Annotated in this window: 17 protein-coding genes; 14 read left to right on the top strand and 3 right to left on the bottom strand. The window is 68.2% G+C overall.

Annotated features, from left to right (window positions below):
- Positions 1-16 precede the first annotated feature (16 nt).
- Together CUR96_RS07750 and CUR96_RS07745 are read left to right on the top strand one after the other, a co-directional pair.
- Positions 17-715: a lysophospholipid acyltransferase family protein gene (locus CUR96_RS07750; protein WP_102192728.1), complete on the top strand. Its 699-nt coding sequence runs from the start codon at positions 17-19 to the stop codon at positions 713-715.
- Positions 716-742: 27 nt separating this feature from the next.
- On the top strand, positions 743-2,083 hold the full coding sequence (locus CUR96_RS07745; RefSeq protein ID WP_102192727.1) for a class II 3-deoxy-7-phosphoheptulonate synthase: 1,341 nt from the start codon (positions 743-745) through the stop codon (positions 2,081-2,083).
- 67 nt (positions 2,084-2,150) lie between these two features.
- On the opposite strand, the gene pknB is transcribed toward CUR96_RS07745, so the two are convergent.
- Entirely contained in the window at positions 2,151-4,088 is a 1,938-nt protein-coding gene (pknB, locus tag CUR96_RS07740) for a Stk1 family PASTA domain-containing Ser/Thr kinase (protein WP_102192726.1), read from the bottom strand.
- A 76-nt stretch (positions 4,089-4,164) separates the two neighbouring features.
- Positions 4,165-5,337 (bottom strand): LysM peptidoglycan-binding domain-containing protein, encoded by a 1,173-nt coding sequence (locus CUR96_RS07735; RefSeq protein WP_102192725.1) that lies wholly within the window; start codon positions 5,335-5,337, stop codon positions 4,165-4,167.
- 130 nt (positions 5,338-5,467) lie between these two features.
- Between CUR96_RS07735 and CUR96_RS07730 the strand changes: the two genes are divergently transcribed.
- Positions 5,468-5,818 (top strand): Rv2175c family DNA-binding protein, encoded by a 351-nt coding sequence (locus tag CUR96_RS07730; protein ID WP_348639570.1) that lies wholly within the window; start codon positions 5,468-5,470, stop codon positions 5,816-5,818.
- An 18-nt stretch (positions 5,819-5,836) separates the two neighbouring features.
- Here CUR96_RS07730 and CUR96_RS07725 read toward each other — a convergent pair whose 3' ends face one another.
- The gene (locus CUR96_RS07725; protein ID WP_102192723.1) at positions 5,837-6,937 is read right to left on the bottom strand and encodes a polyprenyl synthetase family protein; all 1,101 of its coding nucleotides are present in this window, start codon (positions 6,935-6,937) and stop codon (positions 5,837-5,839) included.
- Positions 6,938-7,023: 86 nt separating this feature from the next.
- Here CUR96_RS07725 and CUR96_RS07720 point away from each other — a divergent pair, with 86 nt between their 5' ends.
- From CUR96_RS07720 to murC, 11 genes are all read left to right on the top strand, one after another.
- Complete coding sequence (locus tag CUR96_RS07720; protein WP_102192722.1) at positions 7,024-7,398, top strand: DUF3040 domain-containing protein; 375 nt, start codon at positions 7,024-7,026, stop codon at positions 7,396-7,398.
- Positions 7,399-7,677: 279 nt separating this feature from the next.
- Entirely contained in the window at positions 7,678-8,109 is a 432-nt protein-coding gene (gene mraZ, locus CUR96_RS07715) for a division/cell wall cluster transcriptional repressor MraZ (RefSeq protein WP_102192802.1), read from the top strand.
- Positions 8,110-8,223: 114 nt separating this feature from the next.
- Entirely contained in the window at positions 8,224-9,162 is a 939-nt protein-coding gene (gene rsmH, locus CUR96_RS07710; RefSeq protein ID WP_102192721.1) for a 16S rRNA (cytosine(1402)-N(4))-methyltransferase RsmH, read from the top strand.
- Complete coding sequence (locus CUR96_RS07705; RefSeq protein WP_102192720.1) at positions 9,159-9,737, top strand: hypothetical protein; 579 nt, start codon at positions 9,159-9,161, stop codon at positions 9,735-9,737. Before rsmH ends, CUR96_RS07705 begins: the two co-directional genes overlap by 4 nt.
- Positions 9,738-9,765: 28 nt before the next feature.
- Complete coding sequence (locus CUR96_RS07700; protein ID WP_102192719.1) at positions 9,766-11,535, top strand: peptidoglycan D,D-transpeptidase FtsI family protein; 1,770 nt, start codon at positions 9,766-9,768, stop codon at positions 11,533-11,535.
- 27 nt (positions 11,536-11,562) lie between these two features.
- The gene (locus tag CUR96_RS07695; protein WP_102192718.1) at positions 11,563-12,975 is read left to right on the top strand and encodes a UDP-N-acetylmuramoyl-tripeptide--D-alanyl-D-alanine ligase; all 1,413 of its coding nucleotides are present in this window, start codon (positions 11,563-11,565) and stop codon (positions 12,973-12,975) included.
- Entirely contained in the window at positions 12,972-14,078 is a 1,107-nt protein-coding gene (gene mraY / locus CUR96_RS07690) for a phospho-N-acetylmuramoyl-pentapeptide-transferase (protein ID WP_102192717.1), read from the top strand. The genes CUR96_RS07695 and mraY overlap by 4 nt, the downstream gene beginning before the upstream one ends.
- A complete protein-coding gene (murD, locus tag CUR96_RS07685; RefSeq protein ID WP_102192716.1) occupies positions 14,068-15,606 on the top strand; it encodes a UDP-N-acetylmuramoyl-L-alanine--D-glutamate ligase in 1,539 nt (512 codons plus the stop codon). The genes mraY and murD overlap by 11 nt, the downstream gene beginning before the upstream one ends.
- A complete protein-coding gene (gene ftsW / locus CUR96_RS07680) occupies positions 15,575-16,813 on the top strand; it encodes a putative lipid II flippase FtsW (protein WP_102192715.1) in 1,239 nt (412 codons plus the stop codon). Before murD ends, ftsW begins: the two co-directional genes overlap by 32 nt.
- On the top strand, positions 16,810-17,889 hold the full coding sequence (locus CUR96_RS07675; RefSeq protein WP_102192714.1) for a UDP-N-acetylglucosamine--N-acetylmuramyl-(pentapeptide) pyrophosphoryl-undecaprenol N-acetylglucosamine transferase: 1,080 nt from the start codon (positions 16,810-16,812) through the stop codon (positions 17,887-17,889). The genes ftsW and CUR96_RS07675 overlap by 4 nt, the downstream gene beginning before the upstream one ends.
- A 32-nt stretch (positions 17,890-17,921) precedes the next feature.
- Complete coding sequence (gene murC, locus CUR96_RS07670) at positions 17,922-19,322, top strand: UDP-N-acetylmuramate--L-alanine ligase (protein ID WP_102192713.1); 1,401 nt, start codon at positions 17,922-17,924, stop codon at positions 19,320-19,322.

The raw sequence follows: 19,322 nt of genomic DNA, 5'->3' as shown, positions 1-19,322 counted from the left end.
CCTAGACTTCACCTCGATGTTCTACTGGCTGATGAAGTACGTCGCGATCGGGCCCTTGGTCAAGGCGATCTTCCGTCCCTGGATCGTGGGCCGCCGCAACGTGCCCGCGAGCGGCGGAGCCATTCTCGCCAGCAACCACCTCTCCTTCGCGGACTCGGTGTTCCTCCCGCTCGTGATCGATCGGCCGATGTCGTTCCTCGCCAAGAGCGACTACTTCACCGGGCGGGGCATCAAGGGCTGGGCGACGAAGTTCTTCATGAAGGCGACGGGGCAGATCCCCATCGACCGCTCCGGAGGCAAGGCCTCCGAGGCCTCCCTGAACACCGGACTCCAGGTGCTCGGCAGGGGCGACCTCCTCGGCATCTACCCCGAGGGCACGCGCAGCCCCGACGGCAAGCTGTACCGCGGGCGCACCGGCATCGCGCGGATGGCTCTCGAGGCGAAGGTGCCGGTGATCCCGGTCATCATGGTCGACACCGACATCGCGATGCCGATCGGCCAGCGCGTCCCGCGGGTCATGCGTATCGGCATCGTGATCGGCGAGCCGCTCGATTTCTCCCGGTACGCCGGGATGGAGAACGATCGCTACATCCTCCGCTCGGTGACCGATGAGATCATGGTCGCGCTGCAGCGGCTGGGCGCTCAGGAGTACGAGGACGTGTATGCGTCGACGGTGAAGGACCGGCTTCCGGTACGCGTCACACGCGGCTCCTGAGGCATCGGCGCCCACTAGGCTGGGAGGATGCTTCAGCACCACATCGACGCCCTTGACGCGTGGCGCTCACTCCCCATCAAGCAGCAGCCGCGGTGGCCCGATGCCGATCGAGTCGCGGCCGTGTCGCAGCAGATCGCCGGGCTCCCTCCGCTGGTCTTCGCCGGTGAGGTCGACAACCTCCGCGACCGCCTCGCGCGTGCTGCGTCCGGCCGGGCCTTCCTCCTGCAGGGCGGCGACTGCGCCGAGACGTTCGCAGGGGCCACCGCCGAGCAGATCCGCAACCGCATCAAGACGGTGCTGCAGATGGCCGTCGTGCTCACGTACGGCGCCTCGATGCCGATCGTGAAGATGGGCCGCATGGCGGGGCAGTTCGCCAAGCCGCGCTCCAGCGACGACGAGACGCGCGGAGATGTGACTCTCCCCGCCTACCGTGGCGACATCGTCAACGGCTACGACTTCACCGAGGGCTCGCGTCAGGCGGACCCAGGACGCCTGCTGCAGGGCTACCACACGGCTGTCTCCACGCTGAACCTCATCCGCGCCTTCACTCAGGGTGGCTTCGCTGACCTCCGCGAGGTGCACTCCTGGAACAAGGGGTTCGCGCAGAACCCGGCCAACCAGCGCTACGAGCGGATGGCCGCCGAGATCGATCGCGCCATCAAGTTCATGGAGGCGGCCGGAGCCGACTTCGACGAGCTCAAGCGCGTCGAGTTCTTCACCGGCCATGAGGGCCTGCTGATGGACTACGAGCGTCCGATGACACGCATCGACTCGCGTACGGACACGCCGTACAACACCTCCGCGCACTTCCTCTGGATCGGCGAGCGGACGCGCGACCTCGACGGCGCGCACGTCGACTACTTCTCGAAGATCCGCAACCCCATCGGGGTCAAGCTCGGGCCGACGACATCGCCGGACACCGCTCTCGCGCTGATCGACAAGCTCGACCCGGACCGCGAGCCGGGGCGCCTGACGTTCATCACCCGGATGGGTGCAGGAAAGATCCGCGACGCGCTGCCGCCGCTGCTCGAGGCCGTCCGCGACTCGGGCGCTCAGCCGCTGTGGGTGACCGATCCGATGCACGGCAACGGCATCACCACGCCCACCGGCTACAAGACCCGTCGGTTCGACGACGTCGTCGACGAGGTGCGCGGCTTCTTCGAAGCCCACCGCGCCGTCGGCACGTTCCCGGGCGGCATCCACGTCGAACTCACCGGTGACGACGTCACCGAGTGCCTCGGCGGCTCGGAGCACATCGACGAGGCGGCTCTCGCGACCCGCTACGAGAGCCTCTGCGACCCGCGTCTGAACCACATGCAGTCCCTCGAGCTGGCCTTCCTCGTCGCCGAGGAGCTCGAGAAGCGCTGACCCGGCTTCATCGAGACGGTCTCTCCGAGAGGAGAGGCCGTTTCGTCGTTTCGGGCGCGGATGCCGGTCAGAGAGCGCTGCGGATCAGCAGCGTGACCTGGCTGCCTGCGCGGCGCATGGTCCCAGCGGCCGGATCGGTGCCCGTGACCTCCGTGAGTCCGTTCGGGAACGGTGTCCACAGCGGGTTCCACGTGGGCTCGAAGCCGGCCTCGCGCAGCGTGTTGGCCGCCTGATCGCGATTCTGACCGGTGACGTCGGGTACCTCGAACAGCTGAGGGCCCTTCGACACCACGAGCGTCGTGGAGTCGCCGGGTCGCCAGTTCCCGCCGCCGTCACGTTCGGCCATCGCGATGACGTGTCCCTCTTCGATCGTGTCGTGGAACTCCTCCGACTGCGCGGAGACGGTGATCTCCTTCTCCGCGAGCGCGTTGACGGCCGCGTTCGCCGTCATCCCGACCACGTCGGGGAGAGCGCCGAGCGACACGAGGAGCTCGATGCCGTCGCCTTCGAACAGCTGGCAGCCCTCGCCGCATTCGTAGACGTCACCGCCCGACCGGGGGGTGACGTACGCGTTGATGACGAGCCCGGCATCCGCCCCTGAGTACACGGCCGTGGACGGACCGATCTGCGCCTTCACTTCTTCGAGGGCACCCATCGCTTCGTCTTCGGTCATGTCGTTCAAGCGGGGGACGTCGTGCTGAGCCGGTCCGAGAGAGATGATGACGGTGACCTCGGCGCCCTGCTCGAGGCGCTCACCGGCTGCCGGATCGGTGCGGATGACCGTATCGGCCGCCACGTCGACGGAGTGCTCGTCGGCGCGAACCGGCGTGAAGCCCTCGGCCTGCAGCGTCGCCGCCGCTTCGTCATATGTACCCGCCACGCTGGGCACCGCGATGAGAGACCCCGGTCCGGAGCCGAACCACCAACCGACGCCGCCGGCGAGCACCGCGAGCAGGAGGACGAGGGTGAGCAGGAACGCCCCTCGGGCGCGGCGCTTGGATGCGCGACGACGCAGGACTGTCGCGTTGTCGAGCTGCTGCGGAACCGGCGCCGTCGGATCGGCGATGACCATCGTGCTCGGCATCACCTGGGTGAGGTCGGCGGAGTCGGCCTGCGATCGCCGGGTCGGCATGGTCGCCGCAGCCACCGCGGGGGCGATGCCGAGTTCGCGCTCGATCTCGCGCAGCCGGTCGAGCATCTCCTGCGCGTCGTCGGGACGTTCGTCGGGCGACTTCTCGGTCGCCCAGAGCACGAGCTCGTCGAGCGGCTCCGGAACGCCGGGATTGCGCACGCTCGGACGCGGCACCGACTCGGTGGCGTGCTGGAACGCGATCTGCATCGGCTGCTCGCCCTTGTACGGCTGCTCGCCGGTCAGCATCTCGTAGAGCATGATGCCGAGCGCATAGATGTCGCTGCGGGCGTCCGCCGTGCCGCGGGTGACGAGTTCGGGGGCGAGATACGCGATCGTGCCGAGGAGCTGGGCGCCGGTCGCGGTGTTCGCCGTCGTCGCGCGGGCGAGCCCGAAGTCGCCGATCTTGATGCGTCCGTCTTCGGCGAGCAGCACGTTCTCCGGCTTCACGTCCCGGTGCACGATCCCGGCGCGATGCGCTGCGGAGAGCCCGGCGAGGATCGCATCCATGATCGTGATCGTCTGCGGGATCGTCAGCCGGCGCTGCTCGCGCATCAGCTCACGCAGGGTGATCCCCGGCAGGTACTCCATGACCAGGTAGGCGAGCTCGCCGTCCTGACCCTGATCGAAGACGTTGACGACATGCGGATCGGCGAGCCGCGCGGCTGCCCGAGCCTCCTGGATGAACCTGCTCTGGAAAGCGGAGTCGTCGCTGAGATGCGCGTGCATCACCTTGAGCGCGATGCGGCGCTCGAGACGGAGGTCGGTGGCGACGTAGACCGTCGCCATGCCGCCGCGGGCGATCCGCGCGCGAACTCGATAACGACCGTCGACAAGCCGCCCGATGAGAGGGTCGGCCTGCTGATTGATCGTCACAGGGAAATTCTATGGAGAACTGCCTGAAAGCCAGGGGAGCGGCTCACCTCTGGACCCTGCGGGTTTGCCCCGAGCGTCATCCGTGGAGGGCGAGCCACTGGTAGGCCTGGGCCTCCCACTGGCCATAGCGATCGGGGAACGCCGAGATCTGCACGGCCTGCGCTGCGGCGCCGAAGCCGAGGGATTCCCAGCCGGCGATGTCCAGCAGTCCCCGCGTCGCGCTGCCGTTGGGGTCGCCGGGACCGCCATAGAAGACGCGGATGCTGCGATCGGCATCCCGGATCTGCTCCGCGGTGCCCCAGCCGGTGCTCGGCCGCTGCTGGAAGAGGCCGAGGGAGTCGCGGTCGCCCCAGTCCAGATTGCGCAGCCAGGATTCGACCATGCCCGTCGCGAGCGCCGTGGCGATCCCGCGGTCGGAGATGCCCAGTTGCCGTCCGATGCTGATGATGAGCGCGGCGTTGGCCGCCTGCTCCGCATCCAGGGTCGCGGTCAGCGGCGGGTTGGCCGCGGCCGCGGGTGCAGGTGCAGCTGCCTGCGCGGCCACGAGGATCGTCTGACCGGGGTAGATGATCGACGCGGCGCTCAGGCCGTTGGCGGCGAACAGAGTCTGAGTGGTCGTGCCGTACTTCTGGGCGATGCCGAAGAGCGTGTCGCCGGCGACGACCGTGTGGGTCTGCCCGGTGGCGGGTGCCGCAGGAGCGGTGACCGGTGCGGGGGGAACGGCTGCCGGTGCTGCCGCCCCCGACACGGCGAGCGCCTGACCGGGGTAGATGATCGAGTCACGGGCGAGGCCGTTCGCCGCCAGCACGGCGTCGACGGTGGTGCCGTACTTCTGAGCTATTGCGTAGACGGTGTCGCCGGAGACGACCGTGTGCACGATCGCTGCTGCCGGGGCGGGGGCAGGCGCTGCCGCCGGAGCCGCGGCACCCGCGAGCGCGAGGCTCTGCCCGGGATAGATCACGGAGCGCACGGTGAGGCCGTTCCACGCCAGGACATCACCGGTGCTCAGTCCGAAGCGCTGGGCGATCCCGGAGACGGTGTCGCCGGGCTGCACGGTGTACGAAGCCGGAGCGGTCTGCGCCGGCAGACTGCGCACGGATGCTCCGCTGAGGCGCTCGACGGGACGAAGGGGCGGCGCGGCATCCGCTGAAGCGGGGGCGGCGACGAGCGTGCCGGCGAGCGTTCCCAGTACGGCTGCCGGCGCGGCCAGAGTCAGATATCGCGTACGACGCGAAGCATGGAGTCTCAAAGCTTCCCCCTTTTTTGACTTCTGCCACGCTGGCACGGAAGTAAACCAAAGTCAACAGAAGTGACTCATGTGACCTATGTGACAGATGTGACTGGATGCGACGCCAGACGGGAGGTGAGATAGTGGCAGGGTGTCTGAGAACGCCCCTGAAACCAGTGCCACCGCGTGGCTGACCATGCCCGATCTCGTCGAGGTGCTCGATGAGCCGCTCGGTCGGGTACGACGACTCATCGATGACCACCATCTCATCGGCTCCCGCCGCAACGGGGCGTTCACCGTTCCCGCGATCTTCATCGTCGACGGTGAGCCGCTGCCTTCGCTCCGTGGCACGATCATCGTGCTGAAGGACGCCGGTTTCACCGACGACGAGGTCATCGACTGGCTGCTCAGCGACGAGGAGACGATGGGGCGCTCGCCCATCGCCGCTCTGCTCGCGGGTCACAAGAGCGAGGTCCGCCGGATCGCGCGCACTCTCGCCTGATCCCGGCGGCGGTGCGAGTCAGGCTGATCGCACGGTGGCCGCGCGTGCGAGGTCGCGGAGTTCGCTGACGGCGGCGTTGTCCAGGCGAGCCCCCGAGAGCGCCCGATCGGCTTCCCTCGCGTAGTCCGCGATCATGCCCTCGACACGGTCGAGGGCGCCCGAGTCCGCGATCGTGGCCTGCAGCGACGACACCTGTCCGTCGGTGAGCGCCGCATCGCCCAGCAACTCGTCGAGCAGGTTGCGCGGCGACGCATCCAGCGCCTCCCGGGTGAGAGCGATGAGCACGGTGCGCTTGCCTTCGCGAAGGTCATCGCCCGCGGGCTTGCCGGTGACGGCGGCGTCGCCGAAGACCCCGAGCACGTCGTCGCGGAGCTGGAACGCCATGCCGAGCGGATGACCGAATCGACGCAGGGCTGCGAGCTGGCCGGCGTCAGCGCCGGCGAGCGACGCCCCCAGGAGCAGCGGCTGCTCGATGCTGTATCTGGCCGATTTCAGTGACACGACCCTTAGGGCGCGCTCCGCGTGGGTCGCCCCTGGGTTCACGCTCCAGGCCGATTCCTCGGCGATGTCGAGGAACTGACCGGTGGTGACGTCGCGGCGCATCCGGGCGTACTCCGCGCGCACGGTCGCAGCGTGAGGGTGATCGGCGATACCGGCCTCCATGAGGTCGTCGCTCCAGGCGACGAGCAGATCTCCCAGCAGGATCGCCGACGCGCGTCCGAAGGAGTCGGCGTCGCCCGTCCAGCCGGCCTCGAGATGTGCGCGTTCGAGAGCACGGTGCGCGGCAGGACGGCCCCGGCGGGTATCGGAGTTGTCGATCAGATCGTCGTGCACGAGAGCCGCGGACTGGAAGATCTCCAGGGCGGCGCACAGGTCCCAGAGCGCCTCGCCCTCCACAGCGTTCCGGTCGAGGAAGCGGGCGACCGAACTCCAGCCCGAGTGACAGAACCGCGCCCGAAGCCGCTTGCCGCCGACGAGGGTGCCGGCTGCCGCGTCGAGGAACGAGATCGCATCGGCACCGTACTCCGCGGACTCGGAACGCATCCTGCCGAGGAAGAGCTCCAGACGCTCGGCGACGGCATCGGGGACGAGGGAGGGGGAGGGCACGACTCTCAGCATACGTACACGGAACGACGTGCCCGACGGCTAGCCCAGACCGCCGGGCGGGGCGTAGAATGTAAGGCACCATACCCGAGGGGGACGAGATGCCACTGTCCGAACAGGAGCAGCGTCTGCTTGATGAGATGGAACGCCATCTCCTGCACAACGACGCCGATGTCGTGAGCGCGCCCTCCGGTGACCGTGCCCTGAGCTATCGCAACCTCGTGTACGGAGCTCTTCTTCTCCTTGCCGGCGTCGGTGCGCTGATCGCCGGCGTCGCCCTCGGCGACGTGCTGGGGATCGTCGTCGGCGTGATCGGTTTCGCGACGATGCTCGCCGGCGTGATGATCGCCGTCACGCCTGTTCGACGCACCACCCCGGTTTCGCCCCGTGAGGGCAAACCGGCCAAGCCGCAGAACTCGGCTTCCTTCATGGATCGCATGAACGATCGGTGGGATCGCCGACAGGACGGTCGCTGACCTCCTCCACAACTTCCTACGGAAGGCCCGGATGCTCTGAGCATCCGGGCCTTCCGTGTTTCCAGGCCCGGCTCGATCCCGGCGCGGCACGTTCCGATGCCGGTCTGCTCCGTTCCTCCACCCTCCCTCCACACGCCTCCACCGCAGAAAATCAACAATCTCGGTGGACTCAGGTGTGCGCGAGTGGGGGATCGCGGCGATTGTCCGTAGGTTTGTGGAGGAAAGTGGAGTAAAGTGGGGCGCACCTCGAGTTGGCCGGACGAAGAGGGGGTGATGGCCATGTTGCTGGGGACGCACTCACCGAAGCTCGACGACAAGGGACGGGTCATCCTTCCCGCGAAGTTCCGCGAAGACCTGGGCGGCGGCATCGTCGTCACCCGCGGGCAGGAACGCTGCCTCTACGTCTTCAGCACGGCCGAATTCGAGACCATGCACGAGCGGATCCGACAGGCGCCGCTCGCCAACAAGCAGGCACGTGATTTCATGCGCCTGTTCCTCTCCGGAGCGAGTGCGGAGATGCCGGACAGCCAGAACCGCATCACCATCCCGGCGCACCTTCGTCAGTACGCCGGGCTCCAGAAGGAACTCGTCGTCACCGGAGTCGGCGCACACGCCGAGATCTGGGATGCCGAGAGCTGGAACACCTACCTCGCGGCCGGCGAGGAGACATACGCAGACCTGGAGCAGGAGGTGATTCCGGGACTCTTCTGACCACGGCTGTGATGCCCCGCCGCTCCCGCCCCGACACACTTCCCCGGTGCCGGGTCGAGCGGAGGGGGATCAGGGCCCTGGTCACCGGAAAGAGAACTTCACCCGAGAAAGATCATGAACCTCCGCGACATACACACCCCCGTCCTGCTCGACCGCTGCGTCGAACTGCTCGCTCCCGCCCTCAGGGCCGATGGAGCGGTGCTGGTGGATGCCACGCTCGGCATGGGCGGCCATGCCGAGGCGTTCCTCGAGCGCTTCAGCAACATCCGCCTCATCGGGTTGGATCGCGACACCGACGCTCTCCGGATCGCGGGGGAGCGTCTCGCTCGCTTCGCCGACCGGATCACCCTCGTGCACACCGTGTACGACGAGATCGGCCTGCACGCACAGGGCGCCGCCGGCATCCTCTTCGATCTCGGCGTCTCGTCGCTGCAGCTGGACGAGGCCGAGCGCGGCTTCGCCTACTCCAAGGATGCGCCGCTGGACATGCGCATGGACCAGACGAAGGGCGTCACCGCGGCCGAGGTGATCGCCACCTACAACGAGGGCAACCTCCGTCGCATCTTCGAGCGCTACGGCGAGGAGAAGCTCGCCGGCCGCTATGCCCGCTTCATCATCGAGGCGCGGCAGAAGAAGCCGATCACCCGCTCCGGCGAACTCGTGGAGCTGCTGATCGCGGCGACCCCGGCCGCCGCGCAACGTGCCGGCCATCCGGCCAAGCGGGTCTTCCAGGCCCTGCGCATCGAGGTCAACGCCGAGCTGAACGTGCTCGCAGACGCCATCCCTGCCGCCATGGACGCGCTGAGCGTCGGCGGTCGGATCGTCGTGATGTCGTACCAGTCGCTGGAGGACCGTCTGGTCAAGCAGGCGTTCGCCGCCGGTGCCGCCTCGACGACGCCGGCCGGTCTCCCCGTGGAGCTTCCCGAGCACGCGCCGCGGTTCCGCATCGTCACCAAGGGCGCGGAACTTGCAGACGACGCCGAGCGCGCGCGCAATCCCCGGGCCATCCCGGTGCGTCTGCGTGCGGCCGAGAAGATCAGGGAGTCGGCATGAGCCTCAACGCCACCGCACGCGCCCTGCCCCGGCCCTCGGCACCGACCAGGTCACCGGAGCGGCGGCTCCGCCCGGTCGAGCGTCCTGCCGCGCGTCGCAAGCCGAAACTCGCCTATGCGCTGATCGCGCTCGGCGGAGCGATGGCGATCGGCGCCGCTCAGATCGCTCTCTCGCTGGCGATCACCCAGGATTCGTTCACGCTCGCCGACCTCAGCTCGCAGCAGCGCGAGCTCAACCTGCGCACCCACGCTCTGCAGGAGGAGCTCACAGGTCTCAGCTCGCCACAATTGCTCGCCAGCAACGCCGCCAATCTCGGCATGGTCGTCGCCGGCTCGGCCTCGTACCTGCGCCTCAGCGACGGCGCGGTGTTCGGTGCCGGCACGGGTGCCGAGTGGTACTCGACGGTCGACCCCAACGGTGCCGGAGCGGTCAGCAACGCCCTGCTGCCCGGCGCTGCGGCCGAGACCGCGCCGCCGGTCACGGAAGACGGCGCCGACAGCACGACTTCCGACAGCACGACCTCCGACCTGCCGCCGGCGATCACCGACGGCCTCCCCAGCCCCACGACCCGCTGAGCCGACACCCGCAGACGGAGAGAGCCCCATGACGACACGAGCCACCCGCAGCCCGCGGCGACGCACCGTCGTCGCCCTCGCCGTCGTGCTCGCGGTGCTCGCGGCGTTCGTCGTCCGCCTGGTCGACATCCAGGTCGTGAACGCCGATGCCCACGTCGAGGACTCGCTGAACACCGGACTCGGCACGACCGACAAGATCGCCGGCCAGCGCGGCTCGATCATCGATTCTGACGGCACAGTGCTCGCTTCGAGTGTCCTCATCTACGACGCGCAGCTCAGCCCGCTGGTCATCACCCAGTTGGAGAAGAAGGAGCCGAAGCTGCCTTGGGCCGAGGCGTCCGAGAAGATCGCGAAGGTCACCGGACAGACCGGCGACGAGGTCCGGGCGATCGTCGCCGATGCTCTGGCGAAGAACTCCGAGAGCGAATACGCGCTGCTCGCGAAGTCGCTGACCACCGAGCAGTACATCGAACTGCGCGACCTCGGTCTGGCCTACCTGCACATGACAGCCCGCGAGACGCGTGTGTACCCGAACGGCGCCGTCGCAGGCAACATCGTCGGCTTCCTGGACGGTGAAGGAACGGCGCAGGAGGGGATCGAGAAGCTCGAGAGCCGATGCCTTGCTCCGGCCGACGGTGAACGCACCATCCGCAAGGGCAAGGATGGGGTGGTCATTCCGGGGAGCGAGCGCATCGTGGATGCCGTCGACGGCGGAACGGTGCAGCTCACGCTCAACAGCGATCTGCAGTGGTACATGCAGCAGATGATCGCGGAGGAGGCGCAGAAGCAGGGTGCCCAGGGCGGAACAGTCTTCGTCGTCGATGTGAAGACCGGAAAGATCCGGGCGGCAGCCGAATGGCCCGCCATGGACCCGAACGATCTCGACGCCTCGAGCCCGGACACGTGGGGCAACAAGGTCTTCACCCACGACTACGAGCCCGGCTCGACGTTCAAGGCCATCACCGCGGCGGCCGTGATGGATGCGGCGGGTGCCACGCCGCTCTCCAGCGTGACCGCCTCGTCGCGGGAGACGTTCCCCAACGGTGCTGTGGTCAACGACGCGTTCTCGCACCCGGCCAACAACTACACGCTGGCCGGTGCGCTGATCGACTCCTCGAACGTGGCACTGTCGAAGTTCGGCGACATGGTCAGCCCGGAGGTCCGCTACGACTATCTGCAGCGGTTCGGCGTCGGCCAACCGACCGTCGGATTCACGGACGAGGTCTCCGGCATCCTGCATCCCGCCGGCGAGTGGGACAACCAGTCCCGCTACGCGACCACCTTCGGCCAGGCCTACACCGTCACCGTGCCCCAGGTCGCAGGCGCGTACCAGGCCATTGCGAACGGCGGCGAGAAGGTCGACCTCTCGCTCATCGAGTCGTGCACCAAGCCGGACGGCACCGTGGTCACCCCTGACGAGCCGAAGCGCGAGCAGATCATCAAGCCGGAGACGGCTTCGAACCTGACGCGGATGCTGGAGAACGTCGCGGTGCAGGGCGGGCTGTCCAAGGACATCGAGGTTCCCGGCTACCGCGTCACCAGCAAGACCGGCACCGCAGAGGTGCCGGACGGCAACGGCGGCTACAAGTCCGGGGTCTACTACACGAGCATGGTGGGCTTCGCTCCGGTCGATGACCCCCAGTTCGTCGTCGTGGTCACCCTCGATCAGCCGACTAAGGTTGTATCGTCCGCAGCAACCGCTTCGGCCTTCCAGAAGGCGATGACGCAGGTGATGAAGGCCTACCGGGTGATGCCGTCCTCCACGCCGATGGACGAGTTGCTGCCCAAATTCGATTAGCCGGCGAGAGCCTCGCCTGGAGATTTCATGATCGCCCTGTCGCTTGCTGAGTTCGCCGCCATCACCGGGGGCGAACTGCGCGTTTTCGGCACTGACACCCCGGAGACCCTGGTCGACGGTGTGGTCGACACCGATTCCCGCACCATGGAGCCGGGCTCGGTCTTCGTCGCCAAACCCGGCGCCGAGACCGATGGTCACCGCTTCGTCGGCGCCGCCGTACAGGCCGGCGCGGTGCTGGCGATCGTCGAACGTCCCGTCGACGATCAGGTCTCGCAGATCGTCGTCACCGATGTCGTCAGCGCTCTCGCCGACCTCGCCAGGGAAGTCGTCGCGCGCGTGCGCGCGAGAGGAGACCTGCGGATCGTCGGCATCACCGGTTCGAACGGCAAGACCACGACGAAGAACTTCCTGGCCCGCATCCTCGAGGCCGAGGGCGAGACCGTGTCGCCGATCAAGTCGTACAACAACGAGGTCGGGGCTCCCGTGACGATGCTCCGTGTCACGGAGCAGACCCGGTACCTCGTCTGCGAGTTCGGCGCCGCAGCGCCCGGCAGCATCGCGCACCTCGCCGGTCTCGTCGAGCCGGACGTCGCGGTCGTGCTGATGGTCGGGATGGCGCACGCCGGCGGATTCGGCGGCATCGAGGAGACGGCGAGAGCCAAGTCGGAACTCGTGGCAGCGGCACGGACCGACGGGACCGCCGTGCTCAACGTGGACGACTCGCGGGTCGCCGCGATGCGCCAACTCGCCGTCGATCGCGGAATGCGCGTCTTCGGCTTCGGGCAGGGCCCTGGTGCGGACGTCCGCGCGCGGGACATCGAGGTCTCCGCCTCCGGTACACGTTGCACGGTCGAGGTCGAGGGCGACCGCCTGCCGCTCCGCCTGCAGGTTCTCGGTGCGCATCATGTCGGCAACGCGCTGGCCGCGATCGCCGCATCCGCTGTGCTGGGTGTGCCGGCGGCCGACGCCGTCGCCCGGCTGGAGACCGTGGAGATCGCGGAACGCTGGCGGATGCAGCCGCTCGGCAGCGACCGCGTGCGCATCATCAACGACGCCTACAACGCGAGCCCCGACTCGATGGCCGCCGCGCTCCGCACGCTCGCTCAGATCACCGGGCCCGAGGAGCGCACCGTCGCCGTGCTCGGCGCGATGACCGAGCTCGGCGAGAGCGCCGGCGAGGAGCACGACCGGATCGGTCTGCTCGCCGTTCGACTGAACATCCAGCGGATCGTCGTCGTCGGACCCGAGGCCCGGCGGCTCTACCTCTCGGCGGTCGGTGAGGGCTCCTGGAACAGCGAGGCCGTGCACCTGCCCGATCAGGATGCCGCCTTCGAGTACCTGCGCACCGAACTCCGCGACGGCGACCGCGTGCTCGTGAAATCATCCAATTCCGTGGGCCTCCGGCATCTCGGCGATCGTCTGGGAGAATTGTTCTCGTGAGGTCTCTGCTAATGGCGGCGGCGATATCGCTCGCCTTCACGCTCTTCCTGACTCCCGTCTTCCTCCGGCTGTTCCGCCGGTGGGGATGGGGGCAGGTCATCCGCACCCCCGAGGACATCGCCAACCCGAGCCATGAGGCCAAACGGGGAACGCCCACGATGGGCGGCGTGATCTTCATCCTCGGCACCATCGTCGGCTACTTCACGGGGGTCTACGTGAGCGGCGAGGTGCCCGCTCTGTCCTCCATCCTGGTGATCTGGCTGATGGTCGGTTTCGGCGCCGTCGGCTTCATCGACGACTACATGAAGGTGCGCAGTCAGCGCAGCCTCGGCCTCTCCGGATGGCGCAAGGTGATCGGGCAGCTGCTCGTGATCGTCCCGTTCGGCATCGTCGCACTCAACTTCCCGAACACCTTCGGCCAGAACCCCGCGAGCGCCTCGATCTCGCTGTTCCGGGACATCAGCTGGCTGAATCTCTTCTTCTTCGGTGCGATCCTCGGCTGGATCCTGTACCTGGTGTGGATCGCGATCATCGGCGTGGCGACGTCGAACAGCGTGAATCTCACCGACGGGCTCGACGGACTCGCGGCAGGCGCCGGTGTCTTCGTCGTCGGCGCGTACAGCCTGATCGCCTTCTGGCAGTTCAAGCAGTCCTGCACGGTCGTCGACGCCGAGGCGCTCGGGGGGTGCTACGAGGTACGCGATCCCTTCAACCTCGCCATCATCTCGGCGTCGTTCGCCGCAGGTCTCATCGGCTTCCTCTGGTGGAACGCGCCGAAGGCCAAGGTCTTCATGGGCGACGTCGGATCGATGGCGATCGGCGGCGTCATCACCGCCATGGCGATCCTGACCCGCACCGAACTGCTGCTCTTCGTGATCGCGGGGGTCTTCGTGATCTCCTCCGGGTCGGTCATCCTGCAGCGCCTCTATTTCAAGGCGACCCGCGGCAAGCGGCTTTTCCTGATGAGCCCGTTCCACCACCATCTCGAGATGCGGGGCTGGTCGGAGGTCACCATCGTCGTGCGCCTCTGGATCATCGCCGGCCTGCTGGCGGTCTCAGCGGTGGGGTTGTTCTACGTCGAGTGGCTGACGCGTGTCGACTGAGGCCCGGCTGGATGCTCTGACCAGCTGGCACGCCGATTGGCGGGGGCTCAAGGTCGCGGTTCTGGGGCTGTCGGTGACCGGGTTCTCCGTGGCCGACACGCTGGCCGAACTGGGTGCCGACGTCCTCGTGCTCAGCGAGTCGGCCACCGATGAGTACGAGCGGCTGCTTCCCGTGATCGGAGCCCGGTTCGAGCTCGGCTCGCTGGCGCCGATCCCGGATGCGCTGACCGATTTCGACCCCGAGGTCATCGTCGCCTCCCCGGGTTTTCCGCCCTCGCATCCGGTCATCCGCTGGGCGCAGGAAACCGGCGTCGCCCTGTGGGGCGATATCGAACTGGCCTGGCGCGTACGAGACAAGGTGGTCCGCGCCGACGGCACACCTGCGGAATGGGTGCTCATCACCGGCACCAACGGCAAGACGACCACCACGCAGCTGACCGCGTCGCTGCTGGTCGAGGGCGGCCTGCGGGCGGCTCCGTGCGGGAACATCGGGGTACCGGTGCTCGACGCGGTGCGCGACCCGTCCGGCTTCGACGTACTGGTCGTCGAGCTCTCCAGCCACCAGCTGTGGTACCTGGGGCAGTCGAGCGCCGCGGGGGAGCTGTTCCCCTATGCGGCGGTCTGCCTGAACCTCGCCGACGATCACCTCGTCTGGCACGGCAGCGCCGAGGCGTACCGCGACGCGAAGGCGATCGTGTATCGCAACACCCGGGTCGCCTGCGTGTACAACAAAGCAGACGAAGCGACCAGGCGCATGGTCGAGGACGCCGACGTCATCGAGGGCGCCAGGGCGATCGGCTTCGATCTCGGCATCCCGGGCCCCAGCGACCTCGGCGTCGTGGAGGGCCTTCTCGTCGATCGTGCGTTCCATGAGGACCGCGCCCGCAGCGCGCTGGAACTCACCACCTTGGCGGACCTGCAGAGTGCCGGGTTGGCGGCCCCGCACATCGTTCAGAACATCCTTGCCGCCAGCGCACTCGCACGCTCGTTCGACGTCGCACCTGCGGCGATCCACGCAGCCCTTCAGAAGTTCCACCTCGACGCCCATCGCATCCAGGTGATCGCCCGGCACGCCGGCATCACCTGGGTGGACGATTCGAAGGCGACGAACCCGCACGCCGCGGCGTCGTCTCTGCGCGCCTACCCCGGAGCGGTCTGGGTCGTCGGCGGAGATCTCAAGGGCGTGGACATCGCCGACCTCATCGCCGACGTCGGCGCGACCGCACGTGCGGCGGTGGTCATCGGCGTCGAACGAGCCTCGGTCATCGCGGCATTCCAGCGACACGCGCCCGCGGTGCCGGTGTTCGAGGTCGAAGCTGACGAGACTGGACACGTCATGAACCGTGTCGTGGAGATCGCGGCGGGGATCGTCGACGACGAGGGCACGGTCCTGCTGGCCCCGGCGGCGGCATCCTTCGACCAGTTCGCCAGCTATTCGGATCGCGGCCGCCGCTTCGCCGAAGCGGTGCGGGACTGGATCGACCGGGGGAGCGCCGATGACACAGGTCGCTCGGACCCCGCGCACTGAGAAGGGGCGCTCCGAGTCCGGTGGACTCGCCGCCCGGGTCTCGCTCGGGCGCAGGTTCACTCCGGTGTCGACGGAGTTCATGCTCATCGCGTCGACCGCGCTGCTGCTGACGATCTTCGGGCTCGTGATGGTGCTCTCGGCGACGAGCGCGAGTGCTGTAGCGAGCGGGCGCAACCCGATGGACGGGGCGCTGCGACAGGGCGTCTTCGCCGTCATCGGGGTTCCCCTGATGTTCGTGATCAGCCGGTTGCCGGTCGCATTTCTGAAGAAGCTGGCCTGGCCCGCGCTGTTCGGAGCGGTGCTCCTGCAGCTGCTCGTGTTCACGCCGCTCGGAGTCGCGGACGGCGGAAACCGCAACTGGATCCTGATCGCCGGATTCAACGTGCAGCCCTCCGAGTTCCTCAAGATCGCTCTGGCGCTGTGGGTCGCCTACGTGCTGCTGCGCAAGCAGGCGATGCTCGGCACCTGGCATCAGGTCTTCATCCCGGTGATCCCGGTCGGCGTGCTCGCGATCGGCACCGTGCTCGCCGGTCACGACCTCGGCACCTCGATGGTGCTCGTGCTCATCCTGCTGGGCTGCCTGTTCTTCTCCGGGGTGAAGCTGAGGCTGTTCATCCTGCCGCTGATCCTCGGCGTCGCCGCCGTCCTCGCCTACGCACTCACGAGCCCCGACCGGATGCGCCGCATCACGGCGACCTGCGATGACATGTCGGCGTACTACGGCGACTGCTACCAGTCCATCCACGGGATCTGGGGCATGGCCAACGGGGGCATCTTCGGTCTCGGGCTGGGCAACTCGCAGGAGAAGTACGGCTGGCTGCCCGCCGCGGGGAACGACTTCATCTTCGCGATCGTCGGCGAGGAGCTGGGACTCATCGGCTGCATCGTCGTGCTCGCGCTCTTCACGTTCTTCGCCGTCGGCGCATTCCACATCATCCGCAAGACAGCAGATCCGTTCATCCGGGTCGCGGCCGGCGGCATCACCGTCTGGATCGTCGGGCAGGCCGTGATCAACATCGGCGTCGTGATCGGCATCTTCCCGGTGCTCGGCGTGCCGCTGCCCTTCATGTCGCAGGGCGGGACCGCGCTGCTCGCGGTGCTCATCGCGTGCGGCGTGCTGCTCGCGTTCGCGCGCACGATTCCCATGGCTGAGCCGGCGAAGGCTGAACGGGGCCGTTCGGCAGGGCGGGGTAGGGTCACCAGGTGACCACGTACCTGCTCGCCGGCGGAGGAACCGCCGGCCATGTCAACCCCCTGCTCGCCGTCGCCGATTCGCTGCGCACGCGAGACGCGGAGGCATCGGTCCTCGTCCTGGGCACGGCGGAGGGGCTGGAGTCCCGACTCGTCCCCGAACGTGGATACGAGCTCCTCATCGTGGACAAAGTGCCGTTCCCGCGTCGTCCGAACACGCAGGCGGTCGCCTTTCCCGGGCGCTTCCGCCGGGCCATCGCCCAGGTGCGAGAGCACGTCCGCGCGCATGGCGTCGACGTGATCGTCGGCTTCGGCGGCTACGCCTCGGCTCCGGCATACGTCGCCGCGCGCCGCGAGGGCATCCCCTTCGTCGTTCACGAGGCGAACGCGAAGCCGGGCCTCGCCAACGTCCTGGGCGCCCGTGGCGCTGCCGCCGTCGGCGTCGCGTTCGAGGGCACGCCCTTGCGGCGCAGCGAAGTGGTCGGCATGCCCCTGCGAAGCGAGATCATCGCCCTCGACAGGAACGCGTCGCGTGCGGAAGCCGCGGAGACGTTCGGTCTCGACCCCGATCGCCCCGTGCTGCTCGTCTTCGGCGGCTCGCTCGGCGCGCAGCGGCTCAACGAAGCCCTCGCGGATTCCTGGGGCGACGTCCTCGCCGCTGGGTGGCAACTGCTGCACGTCACGGGGGAGCGCAGCGACCTCGCCGATCCGGAGGTACCCGGCTACGTCGTCCGGCGGTACGTCGATCGGATGGACCTGGCGTTCTCGCTCGCCGACCTCATCGTCTCGCGTTCGGGATCGGCCACGGTCAGCGAGATCAGCGCGCTGGGGATCCCGGCTCTCTACGTCCCCTACTCCGTCGGCAACGGCGAACAGCGCCTCAACGCGGCATCGGCCGTGGCGGCGGGGGCCGCCGAGCTGCTGAACGACGCGACCTTCGACGGCGACGCCGTGCGGCAGATCGTCATCCCCCTGCTGAGCGACCCGCAGCGCATCGCCCGGATGGCCGCGGCAGCGGAGCGCACCGGGACACGCAACGGCACCGAGAACGTCGTGACGCTGATCGACCGCGCCCTGGGCGCCTCCAGCTAGTCGGTTCAGGCCCCATCTAGACTGGTTTCGACATGATCAGACCCGACCTCACCCTCCCGATCCCCGAGACGATCACCCACGCCCACTTCATCGGCATCGGCGGTTCCGGCATGAGCGGACTCGCGCGGATGTTCCTCGATGCCGGCATCCGCGTCTCCGGCTCCGACCGCGCCGACAGCGACAACCTCCGTGCGCTTGCGGCTGCCGGGGCGACCGTGCACGTCGGGCACGACGCCGCGCACCTCGGCGATGCCGACACGGTGGTGCACACCGGCGCCATCTGGCCGGAGAATCCTGAGTTCCTGCTGGCGAAGGAGCGCGGGCTGCATGTCATCCACCGTTCCCAGGCGCTGCACTGGCTGATCGGGTCCCGCCGGCTGGTATCGGTTGCCGGCGCCCACGGCAAGACAACCTCGACCGGCATGATCGTCACCGCCCTGCGCGAGCTGGGAGCCGACCCGCACTTCGTCAACGGAGGCGTCATCGAGCAGCTCGGCCTGTCCAGCGCCACCGGATCCGGTGAGCTGTTCGTGATCGAAGCAGATGAGTCCGACGGCACCTTCCTGCTCTACGACACGGCGATCGCGTTGATCACCAACGTCGACCCCGACCACCTCGACCACTTCGGCTCGGAGGAGGCGTTCCACGACGCCTTCATCCGGTTCGCCGATGCGGCGACCGAGGCGGTCGTGATCTCCAGTGACGACGCCGGTGCACTCCGTGTCAGCGCCGGGCTCACGCATCCGAACGTGATCACCTTCGGCCAGGCGGCGGGCGCCGATGTGCGCATCACCGACATCGTCACCGACGGCCCGGTATCGGCCACCATCACCCACGACGGCGAGAGCGTGCGTCTGCAGCTGGCGGTGCCGGGAGTGCACAATGCGATCAACGCGGCCGGCGGCATCGCCGTGCTGCGGGCACTCGGTCATCCCCTCGCCGACGCGGCTCGGGCGATGGAGGGTTTCGCCGGCACCGTACGCCGGCTCGAGCAGCACGGCGTCGAACGCGGTGTCGCCGTCTACGACGACTACTCGCATCACCCGACCGAGGTCCGCGCCGCGCTCGAGGCCATGCGCACTCTCGCGGGTGAAGGACGCATCATCGCGATCCAGCAGCCGCACACGTACTCGCGTACCCAGCACATGTACCAGGAGTTCGCCGACGTGCTCGAGGAGTTCGCGGACCACACCGTGATGCTCGACGTCTACGGCGCGCGGGAGGACCCGGTGCCCGGAGTGACGGGCGAGCTCGTCAGCGGCGCGTTCCACGACGCCTCGAACGTGCACTACGTCGCCGACTGGCAGGAGGCCGCCGACTACACGGCGACCGTCGCCCGAACCGGCGACTTCGTCATCACGCTCGGCTGCGGAAACGTCTACCAGATCATCCCGCAGGTGCTCGAGTCGCTGCGGCAGACCTCCAAGGCCTAG

This window comes from Microbacterium aurantiacum (assembly GCF_002872075.1).
GTDB lineage: Bacteria > Actinomycetota > Actinomycetes > Actinomycetales > Microbacteriaceae > Microbacterium > Microbacterium aurantiacum_A.
The sequence above is the reverse complement of the archived record's forward strand: the minus strand, read 5'-3'. Positions and strand labels throughout refer to the sequence as shown.